A 19,161-nucleotide genomic window follows, 5' to 3' on the forward strand; every position below is an offset into this window, starting at 1 on the left:
GAGGATCACCTCGGCCGGCAGGTGCTGGTCGTCACGAGGGGGAGAAGGCATGGACCACGGAGGTGCCCGGACGGCGGAGCGATCAGGGTGGAGGAGGCACCGGAGCTGGATCATCCCGCTCGCCTGCGCACCGCTCGGCTACTTCGGGCTCGGCCTCCTCGGCGGATGGTTCGTGCAGCTCGGCCAGCAGGGGCAGGGCCTCAGCTGGTGGACGCTGCTGGCGCTGCTGCTCCTGGTTTCCGCCTTCGTCGTCCCGGTCGTCGCGCTCATCCTCGCGCTCCGGCGCGGTCACCGCGTCTACCGTGCGTGGCGCCGCTCGCACGGGCACCTGACGTCCCGGGAGCGGGCGGCGCAGCAGCACGAGGAGATGTACCGACGGGCCTGGGACCACGCCCGGTGGTTCCGGGCCGCGTTGGCGCGACGAGAGCTGCCCCCGGAGATCGCCGTCTGGGCGGTCGTGCCGCGCGATGGCGAGAGGTTCTTCCTCGACGGCCCGCTCACGTACTCCCGGTACTACGGCACCGATGTCGCGTACACGACCTCGAGGACGGTCGCGTTCGGACGACCGGCGTGGGTCGCCGGCGCGCTGATCGGCAGCGCGATCGGCAACTCGATCAGCCGCTCGCGTGCGCAGGCCGAGGCGACGACGCAGTGGCGCGAGCATCAGCGGGTGCAGGTCGTCGCGAGCAACCAGCGGATCGCCTGCAACGTCGCCGGTCGAGGCTGGTTGTCCTTCGACCTTGCCGCCGTGAGCGCCATCTACCCGGACCCGGAGCACTTCCACATCGTCTTCGAGTTCGAGGGCGCGGCATCGCCCCTGTCGCTCAGCGGACCCATGGCTCCAGCCCTGGCGACCTTGGCGGTCCTCATGACTCACGGGCCCGATGCGCTGCGCGCGCACCCGGCCCTCCGCGCGCTCGAGGGCTGATCGGGCCGGTGCTTCCCCCCGCACGGGCGGACGATGTCGAAGCCGGCGGGTTCGACGTGCGCGGATCCCGGACCCCCTCGGGAGCGGCCGGACCCTCGCGGTAGGATCGAGTGTGACTGGAGAGAACCTGCTCGGCGTCCCCGAGACGCGCCTGGCCGACGACCCCGAGGTCGCCGCCCGCATCGCGAACGCCGACGGCGATCACGACACCCTCGGCGCCATCGCGGCCGACCACCCGCAGTCGTCGCTCGTCTGGGCGCTGCTCGCGGACACGGCCTTCATCCAGGGCGACCGCATCGCCTCCTACGCGTTCGCGCGCGTCGGCTACCACCGCGGTCTCGACTCCCTGCGGAAGTCCGGCTGGAAGGGCCAGGGCCCCGTGCCGTGGAGCCACGAGCCGAACCGGGGCGTCCTCCGCTCCCTCTACGCGCTCCGCCGCGCGGCCGCCGCCATCGGCGAGGAGGAGGAGGTCTCGCGCCTCACCGCCTTCCTGCGCGACGCGGATCCGACCGCGGCCGGCCACATCGAGGCGCTGACGGCCGGGGCGCTGCCGCCCACCGAGGCCATCGTCATCCGCGGCCAGGACTGACCCGGCGCACGCCGGACCCGCACGCACCTGCACGACCGCACGCACCCGCACCACCGCACGCCACCCGAGCCCGACCCGACCGACCCGCCCCCGACGAGGAGTGAGCCATGCCCGCAGTAGTGATCATCGGAGCCCAGTGGGGTGACGAGGGCAAGGGACGCGCGACCGACCTCCTCGGCAGCCGCGTCGACTACGTCGTGAAGTTCAACGGCGGCAACAACGCCGGCCACACGGTCGTCGTCGGCACGGAGAAGTACGCGCTCCACCTGCTCCCGTCGGGCATCCTCACGCCGGGCGTCGTGCCCGTCATCGGCAACGGCGTCGTGGTCGACATCGAGGTGCTCTTCCACGAGCTCGACGCGCTCGCCGCCCGCGGGGTCGACGTCTCGAAGCTCCGCGTGAGCGCCAACGCCCACGTCATCACGCACTACCACCGCACCATCGACAAGGTGACGGAGCGCTTCCTCGGCAAGCGCCAGATCGGCACCACCGGCCGCGGCATCGGGCCCACTTATGCGGACAAGATCAACCGCGTCGGCATCCGGATCCAGGACCTCTTCGACGAGAACATCCTCCGCCAGAAGGTGGAGGCGGCCCTCGACGCCAAGAACCACATGCTCGTGAAGATCTACAACCGCCGCGCGATCTCGGCCGAGGAGATAATCGAGAGCCTCCTCTCCTACGTCGAGCGCCTCCGCCCCATGGTGTGCGACGCGTCGCTCGAGCTGAACACCGCGCTCGACGAGGGCAAGACCGTCCTCTTCGAGGCCGGCCAGGCCACCATGCTCGACATCGACCACGGCACGTACCCGTTCGTCACGTCGTCGAGCGCCACGTCCGGCGGCGCCGCCACGGGCTCGGGCGTCGCGCCCAACCGGCTCGAGCGGATCATCGCGGTCGTCAAGGCGTACACGACGCGCGTCGGCGCGGGCCCGTTCCCCACGGAGCTGCACGACGAGTCGGGTGAGTACCTGCGCGCCAAGGGCTTCGAGTTCGGCACCACCACCGGCCGCCCCCGCCGCTGCGGCTGGTACGACGCGCCCATCGCGCGCTACACGGCCCGCATCAACGGCGTCACCGACTTCGTGCTCACCAAGCTCGACGTGCTCTCGGGCCTCGCGACGATCCCCGTCTGCGTCGCGTACGACGTCGACGGCGTGCGCCACGACGAGGTGCCCGTCTCGCAGTCCGACTTCCACCACGCGACCCCGATCTACGAGGACTTCCCGGGCTGGCAGGAGGACATCACGGGCTGCCGCGAGTTCGCGGACCTGCCGAAGAACGCGCAGGACTACGTGATGGCCATCGAGCGCATGAGCGGCGCCCGCATCTCCGCCATCGGCGTGGGACCGGAGCGCGAGCAGGTCGTCGTGCTGCACGACCTCCTCGAGGACTGACCCTGATCCACGACGGCTGGGCCGACGACGCCCGCCTCGGCACGGACGCGTCGGACCTCGCGCGGTTCCTCAGCCGGGCGGACGCCCGCACCATGAACCGCGAGCGCCTGCAGGCGGATCTCGACATGGGCCAGGAGCAGTACGTGGCGGCGTGGCGCGAGCTGCACCGCTTCGGGTACGTGTCGTCGGCGGAGCTGCGGCGGCTGGTCGTCGAGCGGTAGGACGACCGCCGACCGTCCCGTATCGCTCCACCTCGTTCGACTGCGCAGTCGGACGGTCGAGGAGGTCGACGTGACCGGGATCCGCTGCTGCCGCTCACCGAGACGGTGGACCGCATCCCGGCCGAGCCTGAAGGCCGCCGACCCCGACGACTGCCGCCAGCTCGTCGCGGACGCCGACATCCTCTCCGCGCCCGATCGCGTGCGCAGCGCTGCACGCGTGCGTTCGAGGTGGGACCGCGGATCGCCGCGCGGACCGGGAGAGTGCGCGAGCTTGTCCCCTGAAACGACTACAGACGCCAGGTGATCCGGCCAGTACGGTGATGCCGGACGGTTCTGCGGACGCCTGGATTTTCGTCGTCGTCCGTTCTCCTCGTCTCTGCATGCAGGTGCCACATTGCGCCATCGGGGAATCCGGCATGCGCCGGATCATGGACGATCGTCGACGCGCGAAATGCCGTCCGAATCGCGGATCCGAGATGCTCCGAATCGCGCCGATCAGGGCGGCCGTCCCCATTTCCATTCGGGCTCGCCTTTTGACGCCCTCCTGCTAGGGTGTGCTGGTCAGAGCAAGGAAGAATGTGAGGATGTCTCCCATGGATCACAATCGAAACGGTCTGCGCAAAGCCCTGTTCATCGGTTCGGGCATCGTGCTCGTCGGTGTCTTCCTGGCGTGGATGGTCATTCGCAGTCAAGAAGCGATGGAGTCCGTCGTCGGCATGGACAGCGCCCTGGGCTGGGCGGCTCACATCGCCGCGGTCCTCGCCCTCCTCGCGGGGGTGGGTCTGCTCGCTCGCGGCTTTCTTGTCCGCGGCGCCGAGGACGGCGAAGAAGTCGATCGATAGCAGCGGCTGACTTTCGTATAGCTTCTCGCCGGAGCTCTTGACGTCGCGGTGACGTCACCATAGCTTTCCTCGCGACCGGCCTTTCTCATCGGGAGTTCGGGGGTCGAGAGGAGACAGATATGAATGCATTTGCGATCGATGTGCGCGTTGCGCCGAATGTCGCTTCCGGGGGTGTCCAGCCGTCATCGCTGACGGTGGTCAGTCGTGCTCTGTGCAGCCGCGTCACGTGCAAGGCCACGTGCGGGTGCACTCCGTTCTGCATCACGCAGAGTCCGCTCGCCTGCTGGTGAGCGCTCGGGCTGTCCGTCCGGGCGAGGTGCGGGCGGGCAGTCCCCTGAGCCGGAGGACATCGCGCATGGATGCAGCAGCCGTCGAAGCGCCGCCTGCGGTCATCGCCGAGGAGATCGGTCGAGCACTCGCGGACGCCGAGCTCGTGGACGAGTGCCTCGAACAGGTCAGGACGGTCGCCGCGTACCCGACGGGATGGGACTCCCGATCGATCGCGATGGGACCGCTCGGCTCGGCGCTGGTCTTCGAGGCCCTCGCCACGCCGGCGGACGGCGGGGACGAGTGGACGAGACGATCCGACGCGATCCTCGACGCGTGCTACGACGGCGTCGTCGACGGGATCGACGAGCACGATTCGCTGTTCGGCGGCGCGCAGGGGGCGCTGCTCGCCTATCTCACCGCCGCCGCGAGGGATGAGCGCCGTTGGCTCGACCGCGCGGGGATGCTGGCCGAGGAGATCGCCGATCAGATGCTCAGCATCGAGCCGATCCCGGCGGACGGCGACGTCGCGGACTCCGACTACGACCTGATCAGCGGACGCGCAGGCGGACTGATGGCGCTGGCCGCCGCGCGACGCGCACTGCCCGGCAGCCCGTCGCTGCGCGCAGCGGAGAACCGGCTCTTCGACGATCTGCACGAGATGCTCCGCCGAGGAGCGCGGATCGGCGACGGCGCCTGCATCGCGCCCCAGCACTATCCGCTTCCGGAGTACGCCGCCGAGTTCCCGGACGGCTATCTCAACCTCGGCGCAGCGCACGGGATGCCCGGGATCCTGATCGCCCTCTCCGGGTGCGCTCTCGACGGAGCGCGTCTCGAGCTGCGGAACCGGGCGATCCGCGATCTGGCCACCCGGGTCCAGGAGGCGGCGTCATGGGACGAGTTCGGGAGCACGTGGTCCACGGGCATCGCGATGCCGTCCGGGTCCGTCGCGCGCGCGGCCCATGCCGAGCTCGCACCCAACGCCTGGTGCTACGGAGCACCGGGGGTCGCGCTGGCCCTGTCGCACGCCGCATCCGCTCTCTCCGACCAGGAGCTGCGGGACTCCGCCGAGGAGACGATGCTCGGCGCGGTCGCGCGCCATCGCCGTCGCCCTGCGCTCGGCAGCCCGACGATCTGCCACGGCCTGGCCGGCATCGTGGCATGCGCCGACGCCGTCCTGGGTGACGGCTCGACCTCCGGAGAGCTCCCCCACGCGCCGCTGATCGCGGACCTCGTCGCTCGGGCATCTCCGGACGCGCCGCTGCTCTACCGCGACTTCGAGGAGCCGGCCCAGCTCCTCGACAACCCCACCGTCATCCAGGGAGCGGCCGGTGTCGCGCTCGTCCTCGCCGGCCGAGGCGCGGGCGCCGCTCGCGCACCCTGGCGATCCCTGTTCGGATTCTGTTAGGAGCACCATGACCGCACTCGGCCCGAAGCACGGATACACCGCACACGAGAGGTTCGTCGTGCGGGTTCCGCTGTGGGATCAGCAGAGGTTCTCGGACCTCACGACCTACCGAGCCCTGCGGGCGTCCATCCCGACGCTGCTCGGCGACGAGAGGATCGCCGCGGCGCTGGCCACGGCGAGCCCGAGCCTCGTCGAGCAGCTGCGACGCCTGGAGGCACCAGGTGGAGCGCCCGAGGACGAGCGCAAGACCCTGGGAGCGTTGCGGAGCCTGCGGAAGTACCTCCTGCGCATGACGCATCGCCCCACTCCGTTCGGCCTGCTCGCCGGCGTCGCGGTCGGACGCTTCGCTGAGGCCACCCGGCTGCGCGTCGCCGTGGATCCGGTCGCGCGGGTCGAGGCCTTCCCCGACTACGCCTGGCTGATGGGCTTCGCGGCCAGCATCGCCTCCGGTGCCGATGCGCGTTCCCTGCCTCTCGCGGCGAATCCGTACCGTCAGTCGATCGGCGAGCGCCTCGACATCGCCCAGTCGAACGTCTTCGGCACCGATGAGAGCAATCACGTCGACCTGCTGCGCACGCCTCCCGTCGAGGCCGCGCTGTCCGCCGCGTCCCGTGGTGCGAACGCCGACGAGATCGTCGCCGAGCTCCACCGCGCCCATCCGGACGTCACCCGCGAGACGATCGACGCCTTCGTCGACACGCTGCTGGCGCAGGGCGTGCTGTATCCCGACGTGGTGCCGGCGCTGACGCCGGGCCAGGAGGCGACGGCGATGATCGCGGCCCTGCGGAAGGGCGGGGCCGCGTTCCGCACCGAGAGCGACGAGCTCGCGCGGATAGTCGACGGCCTCGGCGCCGTGAGGGATGTCGCCGACGTGGTGCCTGCGCTCGCCGCGATCCGCAAGCGGCAGGTGTCGCTCCTCGCCGATCACAGCGGCCCGACGGTGACGGTGAACGCCGCGGTGGCCCTCTCGGCGGACGAGCTCCACAGGAACGTGGCCCGACGCGTGGAGGACGTCGCTGAGGTCCTCACGCGCACCAGCTTCTTCGCCGCGCGACCGCCCTCCATCGTGGAGTACGAGCAGCACTTCCTCGAGCGCTACGGCGTCGGCGGCGAGGTCCCGATCCTCGAGCTCCTGAGCGCAGGTCGCGGGCTGGAAGCGCCGTCGGGATACCAGCTCCCGCAGCGCTCGTACCAGCTTCCCGGTCAGTCTCCGGACGAGAACGCGCGCGGTGCGGCGGCGCTCCTCGACGCGTACACGACGGCGCTCCTCACCGGCGAGCACCTCGAGCTGACCGACGATCTCCTGTCGCTCTTCACGACGGATGACCCGCGCCCGCCCAGCGCCACGTTCGACCTGTTCGTGCGCGTCCTGGCGCGCTCGGCGGAGGCCGTGGACGCGGACGACTTCGACGTGGCGGTCCTCCCCGACGGCCTGGCGCTCGGAGGCCGAGCGACCGGGCGGTTCACCGGCATCCTCGACGACGCCGCCGAGCTCGTCGAGACGATGCTCGAGCGCGAAGCCGAGTGGAGCGGCCCGCGCACGCGCCTCGTGCAGTTGCGCTACCTGCCCGACAAGGCGCGCATGGCGAACGTCGCGCGCACGGCTCATGCCGGCATCGAGACGCTCGATGTGGGTGTCTCACCGCAGGGGCCGGGTGGGATGGCGCTGTCCGACATCCTGGTCGGCAACGACGGCGTCTCGTTCTTCCTCCGTGACCGCCGCGACGGCGCGCTCATCCGCATCGTCGAGAACCACATGCTGTCGCCGCTCGCCGCGCCGAACGTCATCCGGCTGCTCGTCGAGCTGTCGACGGATGCGCTGCGCGGGTTCAACATCTTCGACTGGGGGCGTCTGCAGGGAGCCCCCGCCCTGCCGCGGGTCACGCGCGGCAGGGTGATCTACAGCCCGGCGAAGTGGAACGTCCTGCCGTCACGGCTGCCGTCGTCGGAGAGTCCGGCCGAGTTCGCGGCGTCGCTCCACGCCGTGCGCCAGGCGCTGCGGATGCCCGCCAGGGTCACCCTCGTCCGCGACGACAACCGGCTCGCACTCGATCTCGAACAGGAGATCGACATCGCCATCCTCGCCGAGGAGAGCGGACGTGCCAGGACGAACGACACGATCCTCTCCTTCGAGGAGACGCTGGACGGTGCGCGCGAGGCGGAAGGAGGGTCCGCGAGCGGACTGCTCTCCGACGAGGACGGTGCCCGCTACGCCCACGAGCTCGTGGTCTCCGTGATGCTCCCGGCTCCGGAGGCGTCCGCAGACGACCAGCGCGGAGGGGCGGCACGCGGACTCGCGCCGACGGGGATCCGCACGAGTCAGGAATGGGACCCGCAGTGGATCTGCCTCGACGTGCAGGGCAGCCGCGACGACCTCGACGCGCTCGTCGGCTCGCGCCTGGACGACCTGCTCGGCGCCACGCGCTCGCTGCGGGACCGGTGGTTCTTCATCCGCTACCCGATGCCGGCGCATGCCCTCAGGATCCGCCTGCACGCGCGTTCGCCGCGCGTCGCGCATCGCCTGCGCGATGCCGTCGCCGGATGGGCGGACGATCTCACCCGACGCCGGCTGATCGCGGACTCCGCACTGGTGGGCTACATCCCGGAGTTCAACCGCTATGGCGGCGAGGACCTCTACCGGGCGGCGCTGCCGGTGTTCGAGGCGACATCGAAGCTCGCCCTGGAGATCTCGCGGGTCCGAGTCGCGGGAGCGCGCGAGCAGGTCGCGGACGAGCTCCTCGGCGTCAGCATCCTCGCGCATCTGTATGCCGCGGTGGGGATCTCGCACTCGGCGCTGGGGATCGGTCCCAGCACCGAACCGGAGTTCCGGCAGTTCTACCGGGAGAACAGGCAGGCGCTGATGGCGACGCTGCAGGAGCCCGCCGATCCGTTCCGGGGGATGGGGATCGAGGATCGCGACCACCTCACATCGGCGCTGTCCGCCAGCCGCCGTGCCTTCGACGACTACGCGGCCGCGTATCGCCGGGTGCATCACGAGGAGGACTTCCTCTCGACGGCGGCATCCGTGCTCCACATGACGTTCAATCGCAGCTTCCCCGTGGGGAACGTCGTCGAACCGCGCGCGCTCGGGCTGTGGGCGCTCTCGGCGGAGGCGTTCGCGCGCCGGGAGCGCGCGTTCATCGATCTCGAGCTCGTCGGCTCGTCTGCGGAAGAGAGGGCATGACCATGTTGGACAGCTGGCCGCGGGTCCTCCGGCTGATCTGGGGGACGAGTCCCGGAGGTGTGCTCGGCATCCTCATCTCCACGGCGCTGGAGGCGGTGATCCCCGTCGCGCAGGTGGTGCTGCTCGGCATGACGGTGAACGCGGTGCAGTCCGCCACGGACCTCTCGTCGCTGCTGGTCTTCCCGCTGCTCTTCGGCGGGCTGGCGCTGTTCAGCCTGCTGCTCACCACGCTGCAGGGGTACTGGCAGACGTCTCTGGAGCAGCGCGTGTCGAACGCGTTCAACCTGCAGCTCATGGAGAAGTCGGGGACCCTCGCGCTGCAGGACTTCGAGGACCCTGAGGTGTACAACCGCCTGCAGCTGGCGACGCGGGAGGCGACGGGGCGTCCCTACCAGTTCTTCACGCAGCTGATCTCGGCCGTCTCGGGTGCCGTCTCGCTGGTGCTGCTCATGGGAGTGCTGGTGACCTGGAGCCCCCTCGTCGCCCTGTTCGTCCTGCTCTCGCCCATCCTCCCGGTCGTGGCCAACCAGATCTTCGTGCGCCGGCTCTGGGAGGTGGAGCGCGACCGCTCCGAGGAGCGGCGGCGCGGCCAGTACCTGCTGGCGCTCGTCACCAACGACAAGACGTACAAGGAGACCCGCCTGTTCGGTCTCGTGGGCCACTTCATCGAGACGTACCGGGCGATGCTCGGTCGCTTCTACGACATCGACATGGGGATCGAGCGCCGCCGGAGCAGGGCCGGTGCGATCTCGGGTCTCGTCGGCGTGGCCGTGACGGGAGCGGCCGTGTACTTCGCGATCGCGGATGCCTTCGCGATGGACGACCTCGGTCGGCTGGCCGCCTACATCGGCGCGATCGGAGCAGTGACCGTCGCAGCGCAGATGCTGATCGGGGGGCTGGGGCAGCTCGTCGAGCACACGCTCTTCCTGGGCAACCTCTTCGGCTTCCTCGACCTCGAACCGCGCAGCACGAGCGCGGTCCCCGGTCGCGCCGTGCCGACGGCGCCTGCGCACGAGATCGTCTTCGAGGATGTGTCGTTCACGTACCCCGGACAGACCCTGCCTGCGCTCGAGGGATTCTCCGCGACCTTCGGTGCCGGACGGACCGTGGCCCTCGTCGGAGAGAACGGGGCGGGCAAGTCGACGATCGTCAAGCTGCTGTCGCGTCTGTACGAGCCGACAGGGGGGCGCATCCTGGTCGATGGCATCGACATCGCCGAGTTCGAACTCTCGGCGTACCGCGACCATCTCACGGTGCTGTTCCAGGACTTCATCCAGTACGAGGCCTCCGTGCGCCAGAACGTCGCGTACGGGCGCATCGAGCAGCTCGAGGATGAGGTCGGCGTTCGAGAGGCGCTGCACCAGGCGGAGATGACCTCGACCGTCCGGGCGCTCCCGGAGGGCATCGAGACGCAGCTCGGCAAGTGGTTCGCCGACGGGAAGCAGCTGTCCGGAGGGCAGTGGCAGCGGATCGCCCTCGCGAGGGCTCTCTTCCGCCGTTCGCCGATCATCGTCCTCGACGAGCCCACCGCCTCGTTGGACGCGCGTGCGGAGGAGGCGGTCTTCGCTCAGCTGACGGAGGAGGGCCACGCCGCCACGAAGATCCTCATCTCGCACCGGTTCTCCACCGTCCGGATGGCGGATGACGTCCTCGTCCTCCAGGACGGACATCTCGTCGAGGAGGGGGATCATGACTCCCTCATGGCGCATGACGGCCTCTATGCGCAGATGTTCCGTCTGCAAGCGCGCGGGTACGTCGAGTGAGAGGGACGACATGGTGCCGGCGCGCGTCGAGCGGTGACGCCCGGGTGGTCGCCCCTCAGGCCCGGCCTCCGTGCAGCGACCTCACCATGCTGCGCAGGATGCGCGTGGCGGCCGCGCGATCGTCGTCCGTCAGGTCCGCGGTCATCCGCAGCTCCACCGCGCGGACCGCAGCCGTCGCCTTCGCCAGCTCACGGCGGCCCTTCGCCGTGAGGCGCGTGGGCTGCACGCGGCCGACGGCCTCCTCGGTGGGCCGGGTCACGGATCCGTCGCGCTCGAGGGTCTGCAGCAGCACGTTCATCGACTGGCGCGTGACGAAGGCGCCGCGCGCGAGGTCGGAGTTCGAGGATCCGGGCCGCTGGGCGAGGAGCTCCAGGCACGAGTAGTGCGTGATGGTCATGCCGAGGGGCCGCAGCGCCTCCTCCATCGCCTGGCGCAGGGCGCTCGACGCCTCCTTGAGGAGGTAGCCGAGCGAGGTCGGGAGGTCGATGCCGTCGTCGCCTTGACTCATGTCAGCATTCTGACATACGCTCCTTGATGTCAGGCATCTGACATCGACTCGAGGAGACACCATGCCCGCCACCGGCCCCGACTTCATCTCGCTCCAGGTCCGCGACCTCGACGCCGCGCAGGCGTTCTACGAGCGCTACCTGGGCCTCGTCCGCTCGCCCGCCGGACCCCCGCACGCCGTCGTGTTCTCGACGACGCCCATCGCGTTCGCGCTCCGCGACGCGATCCCCGGCACCGACCTCGACGCCGTGGCGCAGCCCGGGATCGGCGCGGCCATCTGGCTGCACGCGACGGGGGTGCAGGAGATCCACGACGCGCTCGTCGCCGACGGACACCGCATCGTGACGCCGCCCCTCGACGGGCCCTTCGGCCGCACCTTCGCGTTCGCGGACCTCGACGGCTACCACGTGACGCTGCACGACCGGGCGTGACGGGGCGGTGAGCCGCGGATCGTGGCCGCCCGCCTGCTCCCGCGTCAACCCCCGAGGCGGCCGCGGACGACCGTCCTAGCGTCGATGAGGGCCCGCGGCACGGCGGGCCCGCGACCCACGAGGAGGATCACATGGTCACGGCACGCGACATCATGACCGAGGGCGCCGAGTGCGTCGGACCGGACGACACGCTCACCGACGCCGCCCGGCGCATGCGCGACCTCGACGTGGGCGCGCTCCCCATCTGCGGGGAGGACGGGCGCCTCGCCGGCATGATCACCGACCGCGACATCGTCGTCGGCTGCATCGCCGAGGGCGGCGACCCCTCGACCGCGACCGTCGCGTCGCTGGGGCTGGCCGAGGTCGTCACGATCGGCGCGGACGACGACGCCGAGGAGATCCGCCGCACGATGTCCGAGCACCAGGTGCGCCGCCTCCCGGTGATCGACGGGCACGACCTCGTCGGCATGGTGAGCCTGGCGGACGTCGCCCGCGCCCTCGACGACGGCACCGTCGCCGACGTCGCCCAGGGCGTCTCCGAGTAGCCGTGGGCGGCACGAGCCGCGCCCGCCCGGTCCGCCGCGCGGCGCTGCCGGTCGCGCTCGCCGGCGTGCTGCTGCTCGGGGGATGCGCGGCCGGCCCGGATGCGGAGGGCGCGACGGAGGTCGCGGTGGCCTTCACGGCGGCGGCCTCCACCGGGGACGGCGAGGCGGCCTGCGCGCTCGCCGCCGACGCCGCGCGCGAGGCGGTCGAGGAGACGACGGGGGAGCCGTGCGCCGACGGCGTGACGCGCCTCGGCATCACCGCGATCGCCCCGGACGACGTGGTCGTCTCCGGCCGCGGGGCCCTGGTGCGCGCGGACGGCGAGGCGGTGTTCCTCGCGCACTCCGCCGACGGCTGGCAGGTGCGCGCCGCGGGCTGCACGCCCCGGGGCGACGGCCCCTACGACTGCGAGATGGACGGGAGCTGACGTGCGCGGGATCTTCATCGCCTACCTGGCGGTCATCGTCGTCGGGCTCGCGTTCCTCCTCGTCGTCGGGGCGCTGCACCGATGACGGGCGCGCGCACGTGGCTCCGCGAGAACGGGCTCGGCGTCTTCTTCGGCGTGATCTTCCTGGCCGCGCTCGCCGGGCAGTCGCTCGTCGGCTGGCTGTCCTACGTCGACGAGCTGGAGGCGGAGGGCGTCGCCGGGATCGGCTGGGCGGCGTACGTGACGTCGTCGTCGTTCGCGGTCGACGTGGCCGAGAACTGGCAGTCGGAGTACCTGCAGTTCACGCTCTACATCTGGGCGACGGTGTGGTTCATGCAGCGCGGATCGCCCGAGTCGACGACCCCTCCCCAGCGCGGCCCCGAGGACGACGCCCACCAGCTCGCGGGCGAGCACGCGCGGGACGACTCCCCGAGGGGCGCCACGATGGGCGGCCTCGGCCAGGCGCTCTACAGCCGCTCCCTCGTGCTCGTGATGGCGGCGATCTTCCTGGTGTCGTGGCTCGCGCAGTCGATCGCCGGGGCGTCGGCGTTCGCGGAGCAGCAGCTCCTGGGCCTCGAGGATCCGCCGACCTGGGCCGAGTACGTCGTCTCCGCCGACTTCTGGTCCCGGACGCTGCAGAACTGGCAGTCGGAGTTCCTCGCCGTCGGCAGCATGGCGGTGCTCGCGATCTACCTGCGGCAGCGCGGATCCCCCGAGTCGAAGCGGGTGGGCGCGCCGCACGCAGAGACCGGGGACCCGTGAGCGCGGGTTCCCGGTCTCCGCGGGACGCCGTCGCCCCGTCAGCTGTCCGCCATCTGACGGGACCCGCCGCGGCCTGGTCCTCGGCGCGACCGAGGACCAGGCTGGAGGGGCGGCGGGGGCGACCCGTCCGATGACGCGCGGCCCGCGCAGGCGGAAGGACCTCATGCTCTCCATCGTCTACTCCAGCACCGCCGAGCGGTCCTTCGACGACGTCGACCTCGCCCAGCTCCTCGCCCAGAGCCGCGCGACCAACGCGGCGCACGGGCTCACGGGCCTCCTCGTGCATCGGCAGGGGCGCTTCCTCCAGCTCATCGAGGGGGAGGAGGCCGATGTGCGGGAGCGCATGGCCGCGATCCTCGCGGACGACCGGCACGGCCGGATCGCCACGCTGATGGAGGAGCGGATCACCGAGCGGCAGTTCCCCGACTGGACGATGGGGATGGCCAAGTACGACGCCCGCGTGGCCGAGCGGATCCCCGGCTACCGCGACACCTTCGACGACCTGGAGGGCGAGCGGCCCGACGACGCCATCCGGCCGGCGCTCCGCGAGCTGATCCGCTGGTTCCAGGAGGACACCGGCCGGCTGTCCTGACGCGCGCGGTCCTGCCGCCGGCGGCTCAGGCCGTCGGCGCCGCGCTCCGCCAGAAGTCCGCGAGGAGGTCCGCGCTCGCCTGCGGCTGGTCGACCTGGGCGGAGTGGCCGGCGTCCGCGACCACCTCGTAGCGGGCGCCGGCGCGCTCCGCCATGTCGCGCTGCCAGTCCTGCGGCCAGGCGTCGTCGGCGTCGCCGTGGGAGACGAGGACGGGGACGCCCGTCGCCCGCAGCTCGTCGACGCGGTCGGTCTGCTCCTGCATGATCTCGAGCGCCCCGAGGAGCTGCGCCGACGCCGTGCCGAGGAGCCGGGTGCGGAACCACTCCACCTCGAGGTCGTCGCCGTCGAGCTGCTCGGGCAGGAACCACAGCGGCCAGAGCCCGGCGCTGCCCGACGCGCGGACGGCGGCGATCTGCTCGGAGCGGTCGGCCCGGCTGCGGGGACCGGAGTTCCAGTGCGTGTAGCTGGCGAAGCGGCCCGGGTCGCGGATCAGCGCCTGGAGCCCCACCACGCCGCCGAAGCTGTGGCCGAGGAGGTGCACGGGTCCGAGCGGCGCGGCGGGGGCGGCGTCGGTCGCGACGTGACGGCCGCCGGATCCGCCGCGGCCCGCGAGCGCGTCGACCACGTGGTGCACGTCCTGGCCGAGGGTCTCGAGCTCGTAGCCGCTCGCGTCGACGGGCGGCTCGGCCTGGCCGGGACCGGTGGATCCCCACTGCCCGCGCTGCGAGAACGCCACGACCGTGAAGCCGCGGTCGGCGAGCGGGCCCATGAGGGGGAGGAAGTCCTCCTTGGATCCCGTGAAGCCCGGGACCAGCAGCGCGACGGGTGCGGTCGCGGGATCCCCGGTGCGGGCCGGCACGCGCACGGCCGACAGCCGCGCCGCCGGGACCTCGATCGTCAGGTCCTCCGCGTCCTCGGGCCGGTGGTCGGACAGGGTGCGCGGGGCGCGGGCGTCGGTGCTCATCCCGCCAGCGTAGGCCGGGGCGCGAGCGGCGAGCCCGTCGCCGCCTCTGCCAGGCTGGCCGGGTGACCGCCACCGTGCCCGCGCCCGCGTCCCTCCTCGGCACCCATGTGCGGCTGGATCCGCTCACGCCCGAGCACCTGCCCGCGCTCCGGGCCGCGATCGCGCATCCGGCCGTGTTCGCGGGCGGCTTCGGCGGAGGCCCCGCCGGCCTCCCCGCCGACGACGCGGCCTTCGACGCGTGGGCGCGCACCTACTTCCGCTGGGACGACCTGCCGACCGCCGTGATCCTCGTGGGCGGCCCCCACGACGGCGAGCTCGTCGGCACCACGAGCCTCACCGAGCTGGACACGCGGCGCGAGCGCGCCCACCTCGGCTGGACCGCCTACGACCCGCGGGTCTGGGGCACCGTCGTCAACGCGGAGGCCAAGCGGCTCCTCCTCGGCCTGGCCTTCGAGTCCGGCTTCGGCCGGGTGAAGCTGCAGGCGGACGCGCTCAACGCCCGATCCCGCGCCGCGATCCTCAAGCTCGGCGCGACCTTCGAGGGCGTCTGCCGCCGCGACCAGCTCCGCGCGGACGGCACGTGGCGCGACGCGGCGATCCACTCGATCCTCGCCGACGAGTGGCCGGCCGTGCGCGCGGGCCTCGACGCGCGGATCGCCGCCCAGGAGGGCCGGCCGGTCTTGTTCCGGACACCCGCGGCCTGAGCCGGCGGCGGACCGGCGGGCGCTCAGGAGGCGGAGGGCCGGCGCTCATCGTCCTCGGCGGGGTAGCGGAACTGCATGCCGATGGAGTCGATGCTCCCGGTCCAGACCATGTCGCGGCCGACGCGCTGCAGCGGCGGCGCGGTGGCGTCGATGAGGTCGGCGAGGCCCAGCTCGGCGATCCAGTCCTCGATGATCTCCCGGCGGGCGGCTCGGGAGTAAGCGTCGGCGTTGCCGGTGAAGTGCACGAAGTCGGCGTCGCCGATCACCCACGCCAGCGGGCGCAGGCCGCGCAGCCTCCCCTCGGCGTTCCAGGCGACGGCGACCATGAGCTCGATGTCGGCCCGGCTCATGGCCCGCCGCCCGAGCGGTCTGTGCGCGTCTCGGGGCATCGGCTCCTCCTGGGTCGTGGTGCGGCATCGGTCGGGCACGTGCGCGAGCGGATCCGGTGATCCGCCGTGGGGCGGGGCGGGAGGAGCGGCGGGAAGCCGTCCGCGAGACGGGAGACCGGGGGAGCGCCGTGGGGACGGGCGGTGCGGCTGCCACCGAACCCGAGCCCGGCGAGCGCGCGACCGCGTGCCGGGCCCTGCTCCCCGGTGCCCGGATCCGGTGCGGCGCCTCCACGCGGGAGCGACCCGGGCCCGGGATGAGGGCGGTCTAGCCCGGTTCGCCCGCGGCGCGGGGCGGGCTCGGCGGGGGCGCTGCAGCGGCACCGTCGCGTGCGTCCGGGGCGGCTCGAGCGCCGGTGACGCGCAGCGAGTGCACGTGCAGCCGGGCGCCGGTCGGGCCCTCGGCGACGCGGATCACCCCGGGTCCCCGGCGCATGTGCACGTCGACGAACAGGGTGCGGCGGGTCGTGCCGCGCCGGAGCGGCGGGTAGTGCACGGTGCGGGTCTGGCCCCGGTCCAGGGCGAAGCCGAGGGTGAGCGGGGTGGAGGCGCAGTGGTCGTAGGTGACGGCGACGGAGTGGGGCCCGGTGTGGTCGGCGACGACGGCGAAGTCGAGGAAGCTGCGGCTGCCGGGGCCGGCGTCGGGGTCGGGATCGTCGACCGGGACGGCGCTGGCGTGCACGCGCGCGGCGTCGCCGGCGGGATAGCAGCGGTCATGGGGGATGGAGTGCCTCCGGGCGGTGCACGTCGGTCGGGCGGGGCGCGGCGCCGCGACCCGGTGGAGGAGCCGGGCCCGGTCCTGCGGGCGGCGCGTCGGGCCGGGATCGGCGGCGGCGCGTGCATCGTGCGCGAGCTCGCGCACGTGACATCGGGACGTCGGGGCGGCGCGTCGTTCGGCTCTGGCGATGCAGGGCGACGCGCTCACTGTACGGCGTCCGCGGGGCGGGCGCGCACCCCCGTCCGGCCGCGGCGTCCCCTCCTCCCGCCGGTGGCGACCACGCCCGCACGCGGGCGCCCGGGACGCGAGGCGCACCCCCGCCTGCGACTCGAGTCGCAGGCGAGGTGCCGACTCCCGCCCCCTGTGCCGCGGGCGCGGAGCCGGGAGCGTGGGATGCATGGACACGACACCCCGCACCTCCACCGCCCCCGCCCTCCCGCGCGGCCGCCGACCGCGACGATCCCGCCGCCTCGCGTCCGTCGTCGGCGCCGTGGCGCTCGCCCTGGCGATCCCGCTCGCGGCCGGCGCCGCCACGTCGGCGACCCCCGCGGATCCGCCGCCGCCCGCTCCGCCCCAGCACCAGCCGGGCGGGCACGACCTCACCCGCGCCGACGTCGACACCTGGCTCGACGGCGTCGTCGGCTCCGCCCTGCAGACCACCGGCATCCCCGGCGCGGCCGTCTCGGTCGTCGCCGACGGCGAGGTGCTCACCACCCGCGGCTACGGCCTCGCGGACACCGGCACCGAGGGCACCCCCGCGACGCCGGTGGATCCCGACCGCACGCTCTTCCGCGTCGGCTCCGTCTCCAAGGTGGTCTCCGCCACCGCGGTCATGCAGCTCGTGGAGGAGGGGCGGCTCGACCTCAACGCCGACGTGCAGCAGCACCTCGACTTCGACCTGGACACCCCGAAGGGCCCCGTCACGCTGCGGCACCTGCTGACCCACACGGCCGGGTTCGAGGAGGTCATCACGGGCCTCATCGGCCTGCCCGGCACCGAGCGCTCCCTCGGCGACGTGATGCGCACGGATCCGCCCGCGCAGGTCTTCGCGCCGGGCACCACCCCCGCGTACTCGAACTACGGCGCCAGCCTCGCCGGCTACGTCGCCGAGCGCGTGGGCGGGAAGGCGTTCGTCGACCTCGTGCAGGAGGAGGTGCTCGACCGCGCCGGGATGACCTCGTCGTCCTTCGCGCAGCCGCTCCCCGCCGACCTCGACGCGCGCCTCGCGAAGGGCTACCCGGACGACACGCAGCCCGCGTACCCGACGGAGGTCGTCAACGCGGCGCCCGCCGGCGCGCTCTCGGCCACGGCATCCGACATGGCCCGCTTCATGCTCGGCCACCTCGGCGACCTGCCCGCCGACCAGGCGCTGCTGGATCCGGCGACCCTCGACGAGATGCACCGCCCGGCCCTCGACGCCGACCAGCTCGGCACGTTCGCCGCCGGCCAGCGCATGGCCCTCGGCTTCTTCGACGACAGCACGCCGGGAGTCCCGGCCTTCGGCCACGACGGCGACACGAACGTCTTCCACACCGCGATGCGCATGTTCCCCGACAGCGATGCCGGCATCTTCGTGACCTTCAACGGCAACGGGCGCGACGCCGTCGACACCCTGGAGCTCCGGACCACCGTCCTCCAGGGCTTCGCCGACCGGTACCTGCGCCCCGCCGGCGACGCCGTCGGCACGTCCGCCGCCCCCGTCGGCGACCCGGAGGCCGCGGCCGACCTCGCCGGCACGTGGATCTCCTCCCGCGCCCCGTTCTCCAACCCGGGCGCGCTGCTCTCCCTCAGCGGCCAGACCGAGATCGTGCCCCGCGCCGACGGCACCATCGCCATCACCCCGAAGCCGCTCGCCGTCACCACGGGCGTCTACGAGAAGGCGGGCGACGACCTGTGGCGCGAGGTCGGCGGCGACGCCGTGATCGCGACGCGCGCCTCCGCCGACGGCGGTCCGGTCGACGGGATCACGTGGGGCGCGTCCTTCACGCTCCTCCGGGCCGAGCCGTGGCAGGCGGCATCCGCGGTGATCCCCGGGCTGCTGGCCGCCGTGGCCGTACTGCTCGTCTCGGTCGTCGTGTGGCCGGCCACCGCCATCGCGGGCATCGGACGCCGTCGCCGCGACGCCCGTGCGGACGCCGCCGTCGCGACCCCGCGCCCTCGCCGGAGCCGCGCGCTGCTCCTGTCCCGCATCGGGCAGGCGGTGACGCTCCTGGCGCTCGCCGGCTGGTCGGTCGCGGCCGTGCAGGCGCTCTCGTTCACCGACGTCCCCGCGGCGACGCTGCGCACCCTCCAGGGGCTGCAGCTCCTCGGCGCCCTCGCCGTGATCCCCGCCGCGCTCGCCGCATGGCAGGCCGTGCGCACCCGCCGCGGGGCGTGGATTATCGCGGGCCGGGTGCTCGTGCTGGTCGCGCTCGTCGGCGTCGCGGCCTTCGCGGTCGGGTTCCGGCTGCTCGCGCCGAGCGTGAGCTACTGATGCGCGACGGCGACGGCGACGGTCGCAGCGACGGCCGCGGCCTGGCCGCCTGGCA

At 72.7% G+C, this 19,161-nt stretch carries 20 protein-coding genes; 16 read left to right on the top strand and 4 right to left on the bottom strand.

Annotated features, from left to right (window positions below; all coding sequences use genetic code 11):
• The first annotated feature begins 49 nt into the window (after positions 1 to 49).
• From ACT7CP_RS03185 to ACT7CP_RS03225, 9 genes are all read left to right on the top strand, one after another.
• Positions 50 to 928 carry a hypothetical protein gene (locus ACT7CP_RS03185; protein WP_445443349.1) on the top strand — a complete coding sequence of 293 codons (879 nt, stop codon included), beginning with the start codon at positions 50 to 52 and terminating at the stop codon, positions 926 to 928.
• 112 nt (positions 929 to 1,040) lie between these two features.
• A complete protein-coding gene (locus tag ACT7CP_RS03190) occupies positions 1,041 to 1,517 on the top strand; it encodes a DUF3151 domain-containing protein (RefSeq protein WP_413962437.1) in 477 nt (158 codons plus the stop codon).
• A 107-nt stretch (positions 1,518 to 1,624) separates the two neighbouring features.
• Complete coding sequence (locus ACT7CP_RS03195) at positions 1,625 to 2,914, top strand: adenylosuccinate synthase (protein ID WP_413962438.1); 1,290 nt, start codon at positions 1,625 to 1,627, stop codon at positions 2,912 to 2,914.
• Between the two features lie 92 nt (positions 2,915 to 3,006).
• Positions 3,007 to 3,135, top strand: coding sequence for a hypothetical protein (locus tag ACT7CP_RS03200; RefSeq protein WP_011931910.1), 129 nt, complete (start codon positions 3,007 to 3,009; stop codon positions 3,133 to 3,135).
• 593 nt (positions 3,136 to 3,728) lie between these two features.
• Positions 3,729 to 3,977: a hypothetical protein gene (locus tag ACT7CP_RS03205; protein WP_413962439.1), complete on the top strand. Its 249-nt coding sequence runs from the start codon at positions 3,729 to 3,731 to the stop codon at positions 3,975 to 3,977.
• Positions 3,978 to 4,096: 119 nt separating this feature from the next.
• The gene (locus ACT7CP_RS03210) at positions 4,097 to 4,267 is read left to right on the top strand and encodes an FDLD family class I lanthipeptide (RefSeq protein WP_413962440.1); all 171 of its coding nucleotides are present in this window, start codon (positions 4,097 to 4,099) and stop codon (positions 4,265 to 4,267) included.
• Complete coding sequence (locus ACT7CP_RS03215) at positions 4,222 to 5,652, top strand: lanthionine synthetase LanC family protein (protein ID WP_445443350.1); 1,431 nt, start codon at positions 4,222 to 4,224, stop codon at positions 5,650 to 5,652. The genes ACT7CP_RS03210 and ACT7CP_RS03215 overlap by 46 nt, the downstream gene beginning before the upstream one ends.
• Before the next feature lie 7 nt (positions 5,653 to 5,659).
• Positions 5,660 to 8,836 carry a lantibiotic dehydratase gene (locus ACT7CP_RS03220; protein WP_445443351.1) on the top strand — a complete coding sequence of 1,059 codons (3,177 nt, stop codon included), beginning with the start codon at positions 5,660 to 5,662 and terminating at the stop codon, positions 8,834 to 8,836.
• The gene (locus ACT7CP_RS03225) at positions 8,833 to 10,599 is read left to right on the top strand and encodes an ABC transporter ATP-binding protein (protein ID WP_445443352.1); all 1,767 of its coding nucleotides are present in this window, start codon (positions 8,833 to 8,835) and stop codon (positions 10,597 to 10,599) included. The genes ACT7CP_RS03220 and ACT7CP_RS03225 overlap by 4 nt, the downstream gene beginning before the upstream one ends.
• A gap of 55 nt (positions 10,600 to 10,654) precedes the next feature.
• On the opposite strand, the gene ACT7CP_RS03230 is transcribed toward ACT7CP_RS03225, so the two are convergent.
• Positions 10,655 to 11,107 (bottom strand): MarR family winged helix-turn-helix transcriptional regulator, encoded by a 453-nt coding sequence (locus ACT7CP_RS03230; protein ID WP_445443353.1) that lies wholly within the window; start codon positions 11,105 to 11,107, stop codon positions 10,655 to 10,657.
• A gap of 61 nt (positions 11,108 to 11,168) precedes the next feature.
• Here ACT7CP_RS03230 and ACT7CP_RS03235 point away from each other — a divergent pair, with 61 nt between their 5' ends.
• The 5 genes from ACT7CP_RS03235 (at position 11,169) to ACT7CP_RS03255 (ending at position 13,861) form a co-directional block, all read left to right on the top strand.
• On the top strand, positions 11,169 to 11,537 hold the full coding sequence (locus tag ACT7CP_RS03235) for a VOC family protein (protein ID WP_445443354.1): 369 nt from the start codon (positions 11,169 to 11,171) through the stop codon (positions 11,535 to 11,537).
• A 131-nt stretch (positions 11,538 to 11,668) separates the two neighbouring features.
• Positions 11,669 to 12,082 (top strand): CBS domain-containing protein, encoded by a 414-nt coding sequence (locus ACT7CP_RS03240; RefSeq protein ID WP_445443355.1) that lies wholly within the window; start codon positions 11,669 to 11,671, stop codon positions 12,080 to 12,082.
• A gap of 2 nt (positions 12,083 to 12,084) precedes the next feature.
• Positions 12,085 to 12,507 (top strand): hypothetical protein, encoded by a 423-nt coding sequence (locus ACT7CP_RS03245; protein WP_413962447.1) that lies wholly within the window; start codon positions 12,085 to 12,087, stop codon positions 12,505 to 12,507.
• Between the two features lie 81 nt (positions 12,508 to 12,588).
• Positions 12,589 to 13,269 (top strand): DUF6766 family protein, encoded by a 681-nt coding sequence (locus ACT7CP_RS03250; RefSeq protein WP_445443356.1) that lies wholly within the window; start codon positions 12,589 to 12,591, stop codon positions 13,267 to 13,269.
• A 163-nt stretch (positions 13,270 to 13,432) separates the two neighbouring features.
• Positions 13,433 to 13,861: a BLUF domain-containing protein gene (locus ACT7CP_RS03255; RefSeq protein ID WP_191148284.1), complete on the top strand. Its 429-nt coding sequence runs from the start codon at positions 13,433 to 13,435 to the stop codon at positions 13,859 to 13,861.
• A 25-nt stretch (positions 13,862 to 13,886) separates the two neighbouring features.
• Here ACT7CP_RS03255 and ACT7CP_RS03260 read toward each other — a convergent pair whose 3' ends face one another.
• Positions 13,887 to 14,825 carry an alpha/beta fold hydrolase gene (locus ACT7CP_RS03260; protein WP_445443357.1) on the bottom strand — a complete coding sequence of 313 codons (939 nt, stop codon included), beginning with the start codon at positions 14,823 to 14,825 and terminating at the stop codon, positions 13,887 to 13,889.
• 62 nt (positions 14,826 to 14,887) lie between these two features.
• On the opposite strand from ACT7CP_RS03260, the gene ACT7CP_RS03265 reads away from it, so the two are divergent.
• Positions 14,888 to 15,529 (top strand): GNAT family N-acetyltransferase, encoded by a 642-nt coding sequence (locus ACT7CP_RS03265; RefSeq protein WP_445443358.1) that lies wholly within the window; start codon positions 14,888 to 14,890, stop codon positions 15,527 to 15,529.
• Between the two features lie 23 nt (positions 15,530 to 15,552).
• Here the strand turns inward: ACT7CP_RS03265 and ACT7CP_RS03270 are convergent, their stop codons facing one another.
• A complete protein-coding gene (locus ACT7CP_RS03270; RefSeq protein ID WP_413962452.1) occupies positions 15,553 to 15,879 on the bottom strand; it encodes a hypothetical protein in 327 nt (108 codons plus the stop codon).
• A 304-nt stretch (positions 15,880 to 16,183) separates the two neighbouring features.
• Positions 16,184 to 16,597, bottom strand: a complete 414-nt coding sequence (locus ACT7CP_RS03275) for a hypothetical protein (protein ID WP_445443359.1) — start codon at positions 16,595 to 16,597, stop codon at positions 16,184 to 16,186.
• 433 nt (positions 16,598 to 17,030) lie between these two features.
• On the opposite strand from ACT7CP_RS03275, the gene ACT7CP_RS03280 reads away from it, so the two are divergent.
• Positions 17,031 to 19,106, top strand: a complete 2,076-nt coding sequence (locus ACT7CP_RS03280) for a serine hydrolase domain-containing protein (RefSeq protein ID WP_445443360.1) — start codon at positions 17,031 to 17,033, stop codon at positions 19,104 to 19,106.
• Positions 19,107 to 19,161: the final 55 nt, after the last annotated feature.

The sequence above is a fragment of the Clavibacter rahimiani genome (genome assembly GCF_052654495.1).